At 45.2% G+C, this 13,742-nt stretch carries 10 protein-coding genes; 4 read left to right on the plus strand and 6 right to left on the minus strand.

All coding sequences use genetic code 11. The features are described 5' to 3' along the window. Positions 1 to 50: 50 nt before the first annotated feature. The 4 genes from LAY57_RS14175 to LAY57_RS14190 all read right to left on the minus strand — a co-directional run bounded on the left by LAY57_RS14175 (position 51) and on the right by LAY57_RS14190 (position 7,784). Positions 51 to 2,540: a two-partner secretion domain-containing protein gene (locus LAY57_RS14175; protein WP_249067428.1), complete on the minus strand. Its 2,490-nt coding sequence runs from the start codon at positions 2,538 to 2,540 to the stop codon at positions 51 to 53. 263 nt (positions 2,541 to 2,803) lie between these two features. After that, entirely contained in the window at positions 2,804 to 2,962 is a 159-nt protein-coding gene (locus LAY57_RS14180) for a hypothetical protein (protein WP_249067429.1), read from the minus strand. Between the two features lie 37 nt (positions 2,963 to 2,999). Beyond that, positions 3,000 to 5,660: a CHAT domain-containing protein gene (locus tag LAY57_RS14185; protein ID WP_249067430.1), complete on the minus strand. Its 2,661-nt coding sequence runs from the start codon at positions 5,658 to 5,660 to the stop codon at positions 3,000 to 3,002. Between the two features lie 555 nt (positions 5,661 to 6,215). Next, positions 6,216 to 7,784, minus strand: a complete 1,569-nt coding sequence (locus LAY57_RS14190) for a sensor histidine kinase (protein WP_249067431.1) — start codon at positions 7,782 to 7,784, stop codon at positions 6,216 to 6,218. A 463-nt stretch (positions 7,785 to 8,247) separates the two neighbouring features. On the opposite strand from LAY57_RS14190, the gene LAY57_RS14195 reads away from it, so the two are divergent. Beyond that, entirely contained in the window at positions 8,248 to 8,907 is a 660-nt protein-coding gene (locus LAY57_RS14195) for a DUF1269 domain-containing protein (protein ID WP_249067432.1), read from the plus strand. Between the two features lie 130 nt (positions 8,908 to 9,037). Then, positions 9,038 to 9,553: a BON domain-containing protein gene (locus tag LAY57_RS14200; RefSeq protein ID WP_249067433.1), complete on the plus strand. Its 516-nt coding sequence runs from the start codon at positions 9,038 to 9,040 to the stop codon at positions 9,551 to 9,553. A 287-nt stretch (positions 9,554 to 9,840) separates the two neighbouring features. Here LAY57_RS14200 and bioF read toward each other — a convergent pair whose 3' ends face one another. Both bioF and LAY57_RS14210 read right to left on the minus strand, forming a co-directional pair. Beyond that, positions 9,841 to 11,007 (minus strand): 8-amino-7-oxononanoate synthase, encoded by a 1,167-nt coding sequence (gene bioF, locus LAY57_RS14205; protein WP_249067434.1) that lies wholly within the window; start codon positions 11,005 to 11,007, stop codon positions 9,841 to 9,843. A gap of 17 nt (positions 11,008 to 11,024) precedes the next feature. Beyond that, a complete protein-coding gene (locus LAY57_RS14210) occupies positions 11,025 to 11,243 on the minus strand; it encodes a hypothetical protein (RefSeq protein ID WP_249067435.1) in 219 nt (72 codons plus the stop codon). Between LAY57_RS14210 and LAY57_RS14215 the strand changes: the two genes are divergently transcribed. Continuing rightward, the gene (locus LAY57_RS14215) at positions 11,242 to 11,406 is read left to right on the plus strand and encodes a hypothetical protein (RefSeq protein ID WP_249067436.1); all 165 of its coding nucleotides are present in this window, start codon (positions 11,242 to 11,244) and stop codon (positions 11,404 to 11,406) included. The genes LAY57_RS14210 and LAY57_RS14215 overlap by 2 nt on opposite strands. An 83-nt stretch (positions 11,407 to 11,489) precedes the next feature. Beyond that, positions 11,490 to 13,685, plus strand: a complete 2,196-nt coding sequence (locus tag LAY57_RS14220; protein WP_249067437.1) for a putative bifunctional diguanylate cyclase/phosphodiesterase — start codon at positions 11,490 to 11,492, stop codon at positions 13,683 to 13,685. Positions 13,686 to 13,742 lie beyond the last annotated feature (57 nt).

The following is a 13,742-nucleotide window of genomic DNA, read 5'->3' on the forward strand; positions in this document are numbered from 1 at the left end:
TCAAAGATATCTGTCTTCTGATAATTTAGCCCATCTATTCTTTGCAGTATCTAATTTGACCTACAAATTAAATCTTGTGCATTAGCGATCGCGCTTTTTTGCGTCCCCGTTACCAGCAAAGTCCGTCCATCTGGCGTCACAACTATACCTTGTGCTTCCTCAATGGCGATCGGCGATTGTTCTCCCAATCTCCCCCTCTCCCACTCTCCCACTCTCCCCCTCTCCCCCTCTCCCACGCTCCCCATCCCAGAGAGTCCCACTAGATTATACCGACTGCTGAGGGAATCGTAGGGGTTGCTAGGTAAACCCCCAGTGCCAGTGACGATGAAGTTTCCCTCTCCTCTACCGCCACCAACGAGACAACCGTTGGTTAAGAGAGTATCGGGAACCACAAAATTAGTCAAAAGGGGTGCTAAAGCATTTTGTAGCTTAGAATCGGGGGTTCTAACTTCTACAACGCCACTGACGCCACTTGAGGAGCTAGCGGTGATGGAGCTATCTGGAGTATTAAAGATGCCTTGAGTATTAATTTGGATATTACCCCCGTTTCCCTTGAAAGCATTGGCAGTAATATTGCTATTTCTCAGTGCTACTAATGTATCTGTGGTGATAATAATATTGCCACCATTGCCCGTACTGTCTTCAGTAGCTGCGGTAGCGGAGATAAAACTATTGTCCGACATTTGCAAAGAACGCGATCGCACAGTGATATCTGCACCCTCACCCGATACAGCCGTTCCTTCCAATCCCCCTTCGTTACTCATAAAAATCAGGTCAGCTGTCACATTTAAATTGCCTGTCCTTCCCATACCTCGACTGCGAACGCTGAGTCTCCCCCCATCCTGAAGAATCAACCTGACCGTATTTAATGTGAGATTTCCGCCGTTACCTGTCGATCCTGACTCAGTTACCGCCGCAATAGAACTGAGAGCCGTACCATCAGGCGAACTCCCAATTAATTCCACTGCTTCCGGCGCATCAATAATAATATTACCACCCCGTCCCTGAAAAAACGAACTCGCTGATAATCCCGCCCCAGATAGCACCGTTAACCGCCCAGTATTCACCTGCAACTCACCAGCATCTCCAGTCCCCAAACCACTTGTAAAAAAGCCAGTAAAAACCCGGACACCCGGTGCAAGCGGAATCGGATTGCTACCAATCAATTCTATAGCATCCGTTGCATTTACCGTCAGTTGTCCTCCCTTACCTGCCCCAATACTAGAAGTTGTCGCTACGGCGTTATCTCGCCCTCTAAAATTGCGGGTATTAATCGTCAAATTTCCCGCCGCACCCGCATCACCAACGCCAGTCCCCGTTGCGACAAAAGATGCCCTCAAGTCTACTGAATCTTTAGCATTTATGGTGACATCTCCCCCTTTACCTGAGCCAAAAGTTGAAGTAGCTACAAATGTGCCGTTGTTGGCATTAAACTGGCGAGTATTAATTAAGATATTACCAGCCGATCCCGAACCGAAACTGAGAGTAAAGAAGCCGTTGCGAAGATTATCGGAACTAACACTTCCAGCCACAAAATCTAGCACATTTCGCTCGTATTCTCCTGTTCCAGTTATTTCCACAGACTCGGAAGCGTTCACCGTCATAGTTCTGCCTGCATCGCTACCCAAGGTAATAGATGTAATGCGAGATCCTTCGTTGAGTCGCAAATTACGTGCTGCAATCTGGATTTCACCCCCGCCAGTCCCGCTGGTATCAACTGTAGCGCCACCAGACATTTGGATATTACCAAAATTTTCGATGCCTGCGTAATCTAAAGCCAAACCAAGTTGAGTAGCTGTTAAACTTATATTACCTTCATTCACGCTGCCTATTTCAATACGTCCTCCTGGTGTCGTCGCGACTGGATTTCCTGCCACTATGGCTAAAGGAATTCCACCCGCAGTTAGACCTCTATAAAGAGGATTTGTGCTACCAAAAATTGTGATATTACCGCCTAATAAGACTAAGGTTTTGCCAGTTTCTACTGAGAGATTCGCTCCTTGAACGAGAATAGATGCTGACTGGGTATTGGCACTAAATTGTAAGCCAATTGGTACACTTATTGTTAATAAAGGTGTGTTTTGAGTAGATGTAGCACTCAATATTGTACCATCGGCAAAGCCAATCGCACTTGCGGTACTAGCAAGGAAAGAACCGCCGATATTCAGTTGGGCATTAGGGCCAAAAATAATCCCATTGGGATTAAGCAAAAATAAGTTAGCGGTGCCGTTAGCTTTGATAATGCCATCAATATTAGAAATCGCTCCCCCAGTAATGCGAGTGAAGATATTCTGAATATCTAGAGGGTTATTGAAAAATGCGGTGCCGCCAGTGGGAACGGAAAATTGTTGAAAACTCTGAAATAGATTACTGCCAGCTTTTGTGCCTCCTTCAATTAAGCTGGTATCGCCCTGTGGAGTAACTATAGAATTCACTGGCAAAGTGGCGTCGGGGACAATTTGCGCTTGAACTGTTGGATTAAAAATGAAAAAAGCTAATGGTAAAATAAAAAGGTTTAATTTCTTGATTACTAATTGCATGATATCAAGTCCGTTAGCATCGTTAGTATATTAGTGATATCGTCAAATTGTCTGTTGTAATCGTTGGTTAAAATTTTACCACAGATGAAGACGGATGAACACAGATGAACACAGATAAGAACACGAATTTTTTAGCTAACCGATGTTACGGGAAATGATATTATTTTTTATCTGTCAATAGTCATTTTTCAAAAGTTGGTTGCCAATAACCGATTACTAATGACTTTTGACAGATCGCTAATTACTAATGACAAATTAAATCTTTAGCATTGGCGATCGCGCTTTGTGCTGCCATTAGTGGTGATAATCGAATTTATGGGTAGAGTGCTGTCTGGGACAATTTGAGCCTGTCCCACAAATGCGATCGCATTCAGGAGGTAAATACCCCCAGCAATCCAAAATAGGTGACGAAGCTGTGTCATAGTTTAAAGTTGTTAGAGATCGGTTAATTTTTCTTCTCTATAGCCAATTTCCAATTAGAATAAATGGCGACCAAACGCTTGGGTGGTTGTAGTCATCTGAAGCAATCAATTTTAGTTGTGCTTTTTGCAATGCTTCTGCTTTCGTAATATTAGGTTGACGCAGCTGCGTGTAAAATTCTTCAATCAGCGGTACGGTAGCTTCATCGTTAATAAACCACAGACTGGCAAGGGCACTTTTGACTCCGGCGCGAACGGCGACGCCAGCAATTCCCAAAGCGGAGCGATTGTCTCCTGCTGCTGTTTGACAGGCACTTAATGTTAGCAGTTCTACGGTTTTTTTGTTTGTTATCCTCGCTCTATTTCTTCCGGTAAATCGCAATAAATTATCAATTTGATCGATGCTGATTCGATCGTCAAATCCTACTAGAAAAGTACTTGCTGCATCTGCACCGAATTTGCCGTGGGTAGCAATATGAATAATTGGAAAATTATTCTGGCGCAATTCTGTTTCTAAGCGAGCTATGGTAAAATCTTTATCTAGGAGTTTAGTTCCTCCCAAAATTTTTTGAACTTCGTTTACTTCAGCCGCTACATTTAACAGGGCAGCAAATGGTGGACGCTCAACTGTTAAGCCGACACTTAAAACTTTTAGTTCGCCTCGTTCTACTGCTTTGCTGGCAGTTAGACTTAGGCTAGGTGTTGTGGCGATCGCATATTTTTGGATTAAAAATTTCTGCCCGTCGTGCAATGCTGCCATTGGCACTTTTCGCAATACGCCATCGTTAATAAATACAAGTGTTTTCGGCTTTGCTAATTCCAAATCTTTCTCGATCGGACGAATTAGTAAGTCGTAAATTTTTTGGGATTGAGGAAGATATTCTTCGGTAGCTCGACTTTCTAACAACAGGCGCAATTTGTCAATTTCTTGCTGGAGGATATCTTGCCCCATCGCTACAGGATAACCTTTTAGCTGACCATTGGGCGATCGCATAATCATTTCTGTGCGATCGTCTAGAATAATTGAGTAAATTACTGCTGCGCCAGTGTCTGCTATGTTCCCATCCGCTGCGGCATTATCTTTGGCTACTTGTACGCATTCATCGCCAAAGAAGTTTTGCAGTTCTGCTAACTTAAGTAACTCTAAAGTATTTAAAACCTTACTTAAGTTTTTAGTGTAAATCTCCCTGTTATTTGTAGGTTGCAACAGCAGCCCCATCATTTGCCGATAAACTGGTTCGACTGAATCGCGAAAGTCAAATTGCAAGTCTTTATTAGCGGCCAGAATATCGCTGCGAATGCTCTGAAGTGAGGCGATCGCTTGTTCGTAATACAAAATTGCTTTATCGGTTTCACCAGTTGCTCTCAGAATACGCCCTGCCTGCCATTGCCACCGATATAAACTATCAACAGCGTTCACTTTTTGGGCGGCAAATTGAGCTTGGCGATTCAAATCTAATGCTTCCTTATATTGATTGGCTTTCTCGTACACCTGTGCTAGGCTACCTAAACCAAAGGATTCTGCTCTAGTATCGCCAATATTTCTCGTCACTGCGATCGCATTAGCCAATAGTTTTGCAGCTTTCGCTGAATCTGCATCTACTGCTAAATTAATTAAGGAATAAGCTTTATCCCGCGACTCAGGCATTTTTTCGAGCAACGCTAAAGCTTGGGCACGATTGCTAGTAATGATATCTGAATTAACTGAGGGCGTCACTTGTGGATTAAACACCTTCGCATTTCGCTGTAGCAAGCGATTCAAATTCAGCAAACCTTGTACTGTTACGGCATCAGTTGTTTTTAGTTGAATGCTTTGTTCAAATGCTGCTTTGGCAGCAGCAATATCCTGTTGTGCTAAATCGAGCAATCGAGTTTTTTCTCGCTCATCGCCTTCTAACTCAGCTACATTAGCTTGATAACGATATCGATCGGCTCGCTTTGCATAAACATTCCCCAAATTGTTCAGCGCAGTTTGGATGTAATTGGGGACTCTTGACTGGGAAATTTTGTAGTTCTCCCCCTCTATCCTGCTCCCTCGATCCAATTCACGAGCTATTTTCAGGCTATTTTCTTGAAAAGAGAGTGCTTTTTCGTAGTCTCCGAGCGCAAAATAGGTATTGGCTAAACCTCCCATCGCCGCTGCTTCAGCGAGCTTATCTTGATTGTGCTGTGCAATTTGGAGAGCAGATTGCAAAAGGTTAATGGCGCGTTTGTGCTGTCCCAGTTCGCTGTAAGCTTGTCCCTGCTCTGCGATCGATCTACCTAGTTCGATGCGAGCAGTGCTAGAGCCTGCTTGCCGATAAATTTTAATTGCTTGCTCCCACTGGTCGATCGCTGGCTCTATTTGTCCAATTTGCCTAAAAGCAGCAGCCAGGTTGCGGCGAACCCCTGCTCGCTCCTGTGCGGTTGAAATCCCGGCAAGGGCTTGTTGCCAAAGGGTAATGGCTTCAGTATATTTGCCAGCCTCATAAAGCTGCTCTCCCCGCTCTACCAACTGGCTTACAGAAAATTGCACGTTGGAGATGTCAGATTTTAGATTAAATTCTCTAATTTGCTGAGAGCTTAAATCTGAAACTGGCGTTTTTTCAACATCTCCAGCTTTTACCTGCAATGGCGAACCAGTTGTATCTAGTAAAATACAAAGCAGGAAACCTGCTAAAAATAATAAATTCCAATTAAGCAGACGCTGTAAAATTTTCATTTGTTAGCGGTTAATAGTCAGTTAAATTCTATATTAACCGCTAACACTTGACTTACTGAATATGTTTCTTTTCTTGACACTCCCACCCCTAAAGGCGGTAGGATTATTGCTTCAACGAGTGACGCAAGCTTCAAGAACTGTTTCCAGGTTTAAGTAGAGGGTCTTCTCTCCACAAGCGTTAATTTCGGTATGCCCTACCGTATTTGTTGTGTACTTATCAGTTCTATATTTTCAAACCACGAAATCGCTAGATTTCATTACGCACCTTGCCAATTTTGTGGCAAAGTCTTTACGCTGGTGTGAAACTGGAGATTAGATTTACAGTAACATAACATTAATTCCACAACAATGCAATTGTTTTCAATCCTGACTGCACCATTAGGTGCTGGCCGCGCTGTATCCCATCCCTAAAGGGAGTGGGTTTTAGCACGGGAGATCATTATATAGCAACCGCCAGGGCGATTAAGCCAAATCCAACTGTTACATGAAGTCCATAATCCCTTACGGAGTAACCTCTTCCCTCTTCCCTAGTCCCTAGCCCCTAGCCCCTAGTCCCTAGCTATAACTTTCGCGTTGCCACCGGATGTCTGTACTGGTAGGTGACAAAGGCAAGAAAATGGTCAGCACTTCGCCCTGCTGGGGTCGCTGGCGTACAATCAGTTTGCCCCCCAGCGCCTGAAAGAGATTTTTGGTAACCGTGTGGTTGAGACTCAGGCTGCCTGTTTCTGGTTGGAATATCAGTAGTTGACCGATCGACTTCCGCGTTAGTTGAGAGTCTGCTGCTTGTGGCACTAGAGTATTTTCGCACTCAGAACTGACGCCGCCACTATGTGGCTGAAGTCGCAACTTCAGACGATCGCCCGCAGGCGTCACCTCGACTTGGATATGGCTACCGGCAGGGAGGTTGCGGGTGAAATTCTCGATCAAGCCGGTGAGAACGCGATCGAGCATTGTCGGATCGCTGACTACCTGGGGCATATATTGAGGTAAGATCGCATCCAGGGTCTGATTGCGCCTTGAAGCCTGTTTTTCCCAGCGTGGCAAGCTTTGCTGGAAAACCTGGGCAAGGGACATCGGCGTCAGGTGAATGGGATGAGTTTCTTTTGTTGATGTTTCTAATTCTGCCGCTTGGAAAAGCAACTCCATGCGATCGATTTGCTCGGTACATTCGCGATCGATAATTTCCAAGCGCTTGATTATGTCAGAAGCCAAATCTTTGCGTCTGAGCAGCAGTCGCGTCAGGGTGCGAATCGTTGTCAGAGGCGTTCTGACTTCATGAGCAAATGCCTGCAACAACTCCACATCGTCCGAATGGCGATCGCTGCGTGAGTAGTGGACACTAGGAATTTCCCCAGGGCTACTCGTTCCCTTAGTCCTCTGTTCTCCATGTCCCACCTCATCTTGCGGTAGATGCTTTAGCAACAGCCGTGTAAACTCCATCACTGTTCGGTAATCCGGTGCGGTGGGAGGGAACTGTAGAGAAAACCCATCCAGTTGATTGATGTAATGGGGACAAGTCAGCAATATTCGATTCCTCAGCGATACCCACGCCCGCTGGACAACCTCTGGATCGAAAGAAAACATAAAAGCCGGTTGATAAGTGGGATCTTCTCCCAACACCATCACCAAGCTGAAACTAGCAGTTAATATCAAACAAAACTGTTCAGCCGCCAGAGGATCGACTGGCAGCAAAGGTAGCAAATTACCATAATTGTGTTTCTTGAGGTCGTCCTCTTGAGCGGGAGGCAGCTGAAACGGCATCCAAACGCCGGGATTAGCCAGCTGGGTGCTGAAAATCCAAGTTTGGAAGCCAGAATTTATCGCTGGATCGCTCAAAACGGCCACAGGGCCAGCTAAAATTAATCCCTGGGGCATCGCCTCATCTGCATCGCCGCTATGACTGGATGTTAAAGTCGATCGCAGCAAATCCTCCAAGGCGGCTCTAGCACCGCACCATTCTTGTTCTGATTTCAAGCGCTGTAAAGCAATTCGACCCTTGGAGGGCTGCTGAGTGTCAGTTTCGGTTGCAGCCTTCCAGCTTGTCTGAGATACAGCATCTTGAGCCCCATTTTCTGTACTTTGGGCTAAAACTTCACTTAGCGTTGGCAGTAACCACTTATACACGGAATATCCACCCACAACGACTGCAAGTAACCAGCAGTAATTACAACAATAGTGGAGCCGGACGTTAAACAGCTCTACTAATTATGAGGTTATCGGCATTTGTCATCCGACCAGGGTAGTATAACCGAACTTATAGTTCGTAATCTCCGCTATTAAATAGGGTAATTGGTCATGGGTCATGGGTCATTGGTCATTAGTCATTATTCATCGATCGTTGGTCATTACCAAAAAAATGACAAATAGCAATTTAAAATCTAAAATCTAAAATCTGAAATCTAAAATCTAAAATCTAAAATCTAAAATCAACCTTATCCCTCCATTGATAGAGAGTAACTTACACCTAGCGGCGGATGGTTATTTAAGCTAAAAAACCTATAGTTGAAATTGGGACAAATAAAAAAAACAGATTTATATTTACGCTGGCTTTTTAAGTCCCTTATAGAAGCTCGCGTATGGAGGAAAAATGGTTCTAGGTCACAACAAACGTGCAGTTGGTGTATTTTCCAATCGTCGCGATGCGGAATATGCTCTCGAGGAATTGAGAGATGCAGGTTTTCAGATGGATAAGGTATCTTTAATTGCCAAAAACGTAGATGGCGACGATCGCTTTAGTGACGCCAACGTGCGAGATATCGACCATGACAACAAAGCTGACGATGGCGCTAAAAAAGGTGCTTTAGCAGGCGGTGCAGTCGGCGGTTTAACCGGCTTACTTGTCGGTCTTGGTGCGCTAGCAATCCCCGGTATAGGCCCTGTTATGCTAGCGGGAGCTACTGCAACGGCTCTGGCGACAGCCCTTTCTGGCGGTGCGATCGGTGCAGCTGCTGGCGGCTTGATTGGTGGCTTAATTGGCTTGGGAATTCCTGAAGATAGAGCTAGAGTTTATAGCGATCGCGTCTCTCGCGGCGACTATTTAGTAATGGTAGATGGCACGGACGACGAGATCCGTCGCGCTGAAACAATTCTAAGTCGCAGGGGCATTCAGGAATGGGGTATCTACGATTATCCCGGCGTTGATACCGACCACACCGCCTACACTACTGGCACAGTTGACCGTCGCGATAATCTTGGCAATATCGACGACCGAGTAGTAGTTGTCGATCGTCGGAACGAAGTTCTTTAGTCTGACAAAGTGCCTGCTGATTGACTGACACAATTTTGTCAGTCATTTAGCGATGTAGTTGCAGAATTGAATTCTCAATTTGACAATACCCGAACATAAATCTTTAGTAGTTCCAAAACGGAAGAAAAAAATGAAAAAGCTAACTCTATTTATCCTCAGCGGCGTCCTCATGTTTGGCGGAGTTGCTTGCCAAAGCTCTAAGACAAGTGCTGATGCTCCTAATAACGCTGGCGAAACAAGAAATAGTAACACAAATCCCAGTGCTACCAATACCTCTGACCAGACTAACAAAGCTCCAGAGGCAGATTCTGTCAAAGCAACCCAGCAGGACGCGCAAAGTGAGGTTCGCAAGGCGCAAGCGAATTCTGATATTCGCGCACGAGAGCAGCGCAACAATCTTACTGGGGGCGACGCCGACAGAGCTAATGGCGATCTGGCAAGCGAAGTTCGCAGTAAGCTAGAGGTAAATATACCAAAAGGTCAGATAACTGTTGACGCTGAAGATGGCGCTGTAACAGTAGCGGGAACGGTTCCTACCCAGCAAGACTTAGCTAAGATTGAAGGTTTGGCAAAGCAAATTAAAGGTGTCAAGAGCGTGACTGTGAAGACTACAGTTGCGACCGCAACACAAAAGTCAGGCCAGTAATACAGCGGTTTTCACTTGCCTCAAGTGTAGTCTAGAAACCGGGTTTCTTGAAGAAACCCGGTTTCCCTTTGTGATATAGCAACCGCTCTCGTCGGTTAGGGCAACTCCAACTCTTACCTATGGTTCATAATCCTTTACGGAGTAAGCTTTTCCCTCTTCCCTCTTCCCTAGCCCCTAGCCCCTAGTCCCTAGTCCCTAGCTATATATAGCTAGGGACTAGGGTCAGAAGGGTTTAGAATCAAGGGTTCGTTCGGCTGTAGAGACGTTTCATGAAACGTCTCTACTTTTCATAAAATTGCTTTTAAAACTGACACCAATTTCTGAATATGGGCTGGTTCGTGAATTGCCATGACGGAGATGCGAATCCGACTTGTAGGCACGGTAGGAGGACGAATAGCGGGGGCAAAAATACCTGATGTTTTCAACTGACGCCCAACGATTAACGCTGCCTTGGCATTGTCTATATGAAAGCAGAGAATGGGCGACTCAGAAGGCAGTAGTTTTAGGTGCGGGAGATCTTGGGCAATCAGCTGCTTTAAATAATCTACATTGCGCCACAATTGGGTGCGACGTTGAGGTTCTTGTTTGACGATATTAATTGCCTCCAATGCGGCTGCTGTATCGGCAGGGGTTAAAGCGGTGGTGTAAATCCAACTCTGGGCGCGGTTACGCAGGAAGTCGATTAAGGCAGATGAACCGGCGACATATCCGCCTAAACTACCTAACGCTTTGCTGAGGGTGCCAATTTGAATGAGGGGGTATCCAGTACAGTTAAAATGTTCGACACAACCAGCACCGTTTGCGCCGAAAACTCCGGTGGCGTGGGCTTCATCAACTAATACCATGCAGATGAATTTTTCAGCTAAATTTAATAATTCCGGTAATGGACATAAGTCGCCATCCATGCTAAAAACGCTATCGGTAATAATTAGGCAACGGCGATATTTTTCCCGATGTTTATTTAACTGATTTTGCAAGTCCTGAATATCGCAGTGTGTGTATTCGATGATGGTGGCACTGCTGAGAATTGCTCCGTTTTTGAGGCTAGAGTGATTGTATCGATCGCACAGAATTAAATCCCGTTTTCCTACGAGAGATGCGATCGCTCCCAAGTTCGCCAGATAACCGGAACTGAATACTAAGGCGTCTTCAGTTTGTTTGAGGGATGCGATCGCCTCCTCCAACTGTCGATGCAGTTCCCGATGTCCGCTTAGCAAGCGGGAACCCGTGCTACCAGTGCCGAATTTCTTCACAGCAGCAGTTGCAGCGTCGATCGAACGTCGATCTCCTGCCAAACCCAGATAATCATTACTGGCAAAATTGATCGCAGGTTGACCCTGTAGCTGTACGATCGCACCAGGCATACTTTGGATAGTTTGCACAGAACGATACCAATCAGCCCGATGAATCGTAGCGAGGGATTTAGAGAGCCAAGCGTAAGGATCGGTGGCCATCAGAAATGCGATCGCTCCTATTCTGGGGGAGTTTCGGTATTTTTAATTTCAGCACTCTTGCCCTTAACTGGCGGCAGTTGCTCGACTAAGCCCATTTCAAAGGCGATATCCGGCAATTCACCAACGATATACTTTCCAGGCTCAAACACCCGCCCTGGAGTAAAACAGTATTGCTTTAGCTGAACTACCTCGCCGGGGGCAAACACCCCTCTGAACATTTTTCGCTCCAGTCCCATGACTAAATTCTCCCACGACAATCTCAATATTACTCAATTGTGGCAGTTGTACTGGCATACAGGGTGCGATCGGGCCTTGAGAGCATCCACCTCCGGGTACTTACGTATTAAAGTTGCCAAAACTGCCAAATTAGGCACAGAAATTATATCTGTAGTTAGTTGATAATCAAAACGCCATTTACTATCATTCCTACCTTGGAACGTTCTTATCCAAACCCGAACATAAAAATTCCTAAGAACTCAAAGTTGATCGCTTTCCTGCAAGATTTATCCAAATCGGCCAGTATTGCGGTCTTCCTGATTGGCTTTGTCGTCATTATGGGGTGGATGTTCGACATTACCATGCTCAAGAGCGTTTTGCCGAGACTCGTGACCATGAAAGCCAACACAGCCATTGGCTTTTTGCTCAGCGGTGCTTCCCTGTGGTTGTTGCACAAGCAGCAAGTAAAAAGCGTTACCAGGCTCTACCAAGAAACGAGGACAAAAGGCAAAAAAAAGAATTCTCTTTTTACTTTTGTCTTTTACCTTTTGCCTTATTTTGTCATACTCATCGGTCTGCTGACGCTGATTCAGTATGGCTTTGACTTCAACATAGGTATCGATCAATTCTTTTTCAAAGAAGACGCAAACGCAGTTCACACCTACGCTCCAGGACGAATGGCTCCAAGTACTGCCGCTAGTTTTATCCTGCTTGGCTTTGCCGTGCTGCTGTTGACTAAAAAGTTGTACTCTCCGGCTCAAAGCTTTAGCCTAATTGCATTTTTGGTGGCTTTTCTGGGTTTGTTGGGTTACCTCTACGACATCACCTCTTTTTACGGCATTGGCTCCTACACCGGAATGGCCTTGCATACAAGCGTAGCTTTTATCCTGCTCTCTTTTAGTATTTTGTTTGCCTGTCCAGATAGGGGGTTTATCGCGATCGCTACAAGCGAACTGGCAGGCGGAATTATGATCCGGCGTTTGTCTGCGCCTGTAATTGGAATACCGCCCATTTTGTGCTGGTTAATTTTGCTGGGCGAACGCTCGCACTTATACGAAAGCGATGTTGGAATGGCGCTTTTTTGCGTGTTGAATATTGTCTTTTTAGCCACTGTGATTTGGTGGAATGCCAGAACTTTGGGCGCGGTAGATTATCAAGCTTTACATGACTTGCTGACAGGTTTGCCTAACCGGATACTATTTAATGAGCGGCTGTTAATTTCGTTAGCAAATGCTCGTTCAAACAGAGAAAAATTGGCTGTTATGTTTCTGGATTTAGACCGCTTCAAGAAAATCAACGATACCCTGGGACACGAAGTTGGCGATCGCTTATTAAAAGTTGTTGCTCTGCGACTCACTAGCTGTATTCGGGATACGGACATACTCGCTCGTTGGGGAGGAGATGAATTTACTCTGTTACTACCCAATATTAGCGGTGCTGAGTGTAGTGCTGAGATTGCACAAAAAATTTTAGATACTTTGAAGCCACCTTTTTTTCTAAGTAATAACTACTTTCATATCACCAGCAGCATTGGCATTGCGCTTTATCCAGACGACGGTGAAGATGCAGAAACGCTAATTAAAAATGCCGATGCGGCGTTATACAGTGCTAAAGCCAAGGGGCGCAATAATTATCAGTTTTATACTCGTAATATCAACGAACAAGCCTCTGAATTGCTATTTTTGGAAAATCGACTGCACCATGCCTGGGAGCGGGGAGAATTTCTCGTTTATTACCAACCCAAAGTAAATGTAAATACGGGAAAAATTACTGGAATGGAGGCTCTGGTGCGTTGGCAGTCTCCTGAATTGGGTTTTGTTTCTCCAGGAAAATTTATTCCGATAGCTGAAGAAAACGGACTGATCGTACCAATTGGTGCGTGGGTGCTGCGGACTGCTTGTACACAAAGTAAAGCTTGGCTCGATGCTGGATTATCACCAATCCTAATGGCAGTTAATCTTTCGGCTCGACAGCTTCAGCAACCCGATTTAGTCGAAATGGTGGCGCAGATTTTGGCCGAAACAAATCTGGAACCTCGGTTTTTGGAGCTGGAAATTACCGAAACTACTGCTATGCAGAATGTTGACTTTACCAAGGAAATTTTGAGAGAGTTAAATAGAATGGGAGTCCGCATATCTATAGATGATTTCGGGACGGGATATTCTTCGTTAAATTATTTGAAAAACTTTCCTATACACACTATCAAAATTGACCGCTCTTTTGTCCGCGATATGGCAGTTGACCCTTATGATGTGGCGATCGCTTCGGCGGTGGTGGCGCTAGGAAAAAGCTTCAATATGAGCGTTGTGGCAGAAGGTGTGGAAACTGTAGAGCAATTAGAATGTTTGCACAAACTCGGATGCGAAGAGATGCAGGGTTACCTTTTCAGCAAGCCTTTACCAGATAAGGATGCGATCGCACTCCTCAGAAAATTTCAATTGCATACAGTCAAAATTAATTGATTTCTCGGCCCACTACAGCGCTTTTCAGGTGAGTGAGGTAGATGGAAACCCGGTTTC

The organism is Argonema antarcticum A004/B2 (assembly GCF_023333585.1).
In the GTDB taxonomy this organism is placed as follows: Bacteria; Cyanobacteriota; Cyanobacteriia; order Cyanobacteriales; family Aerosakkonemataceae; genus Argonema; species Argonema antarcticum.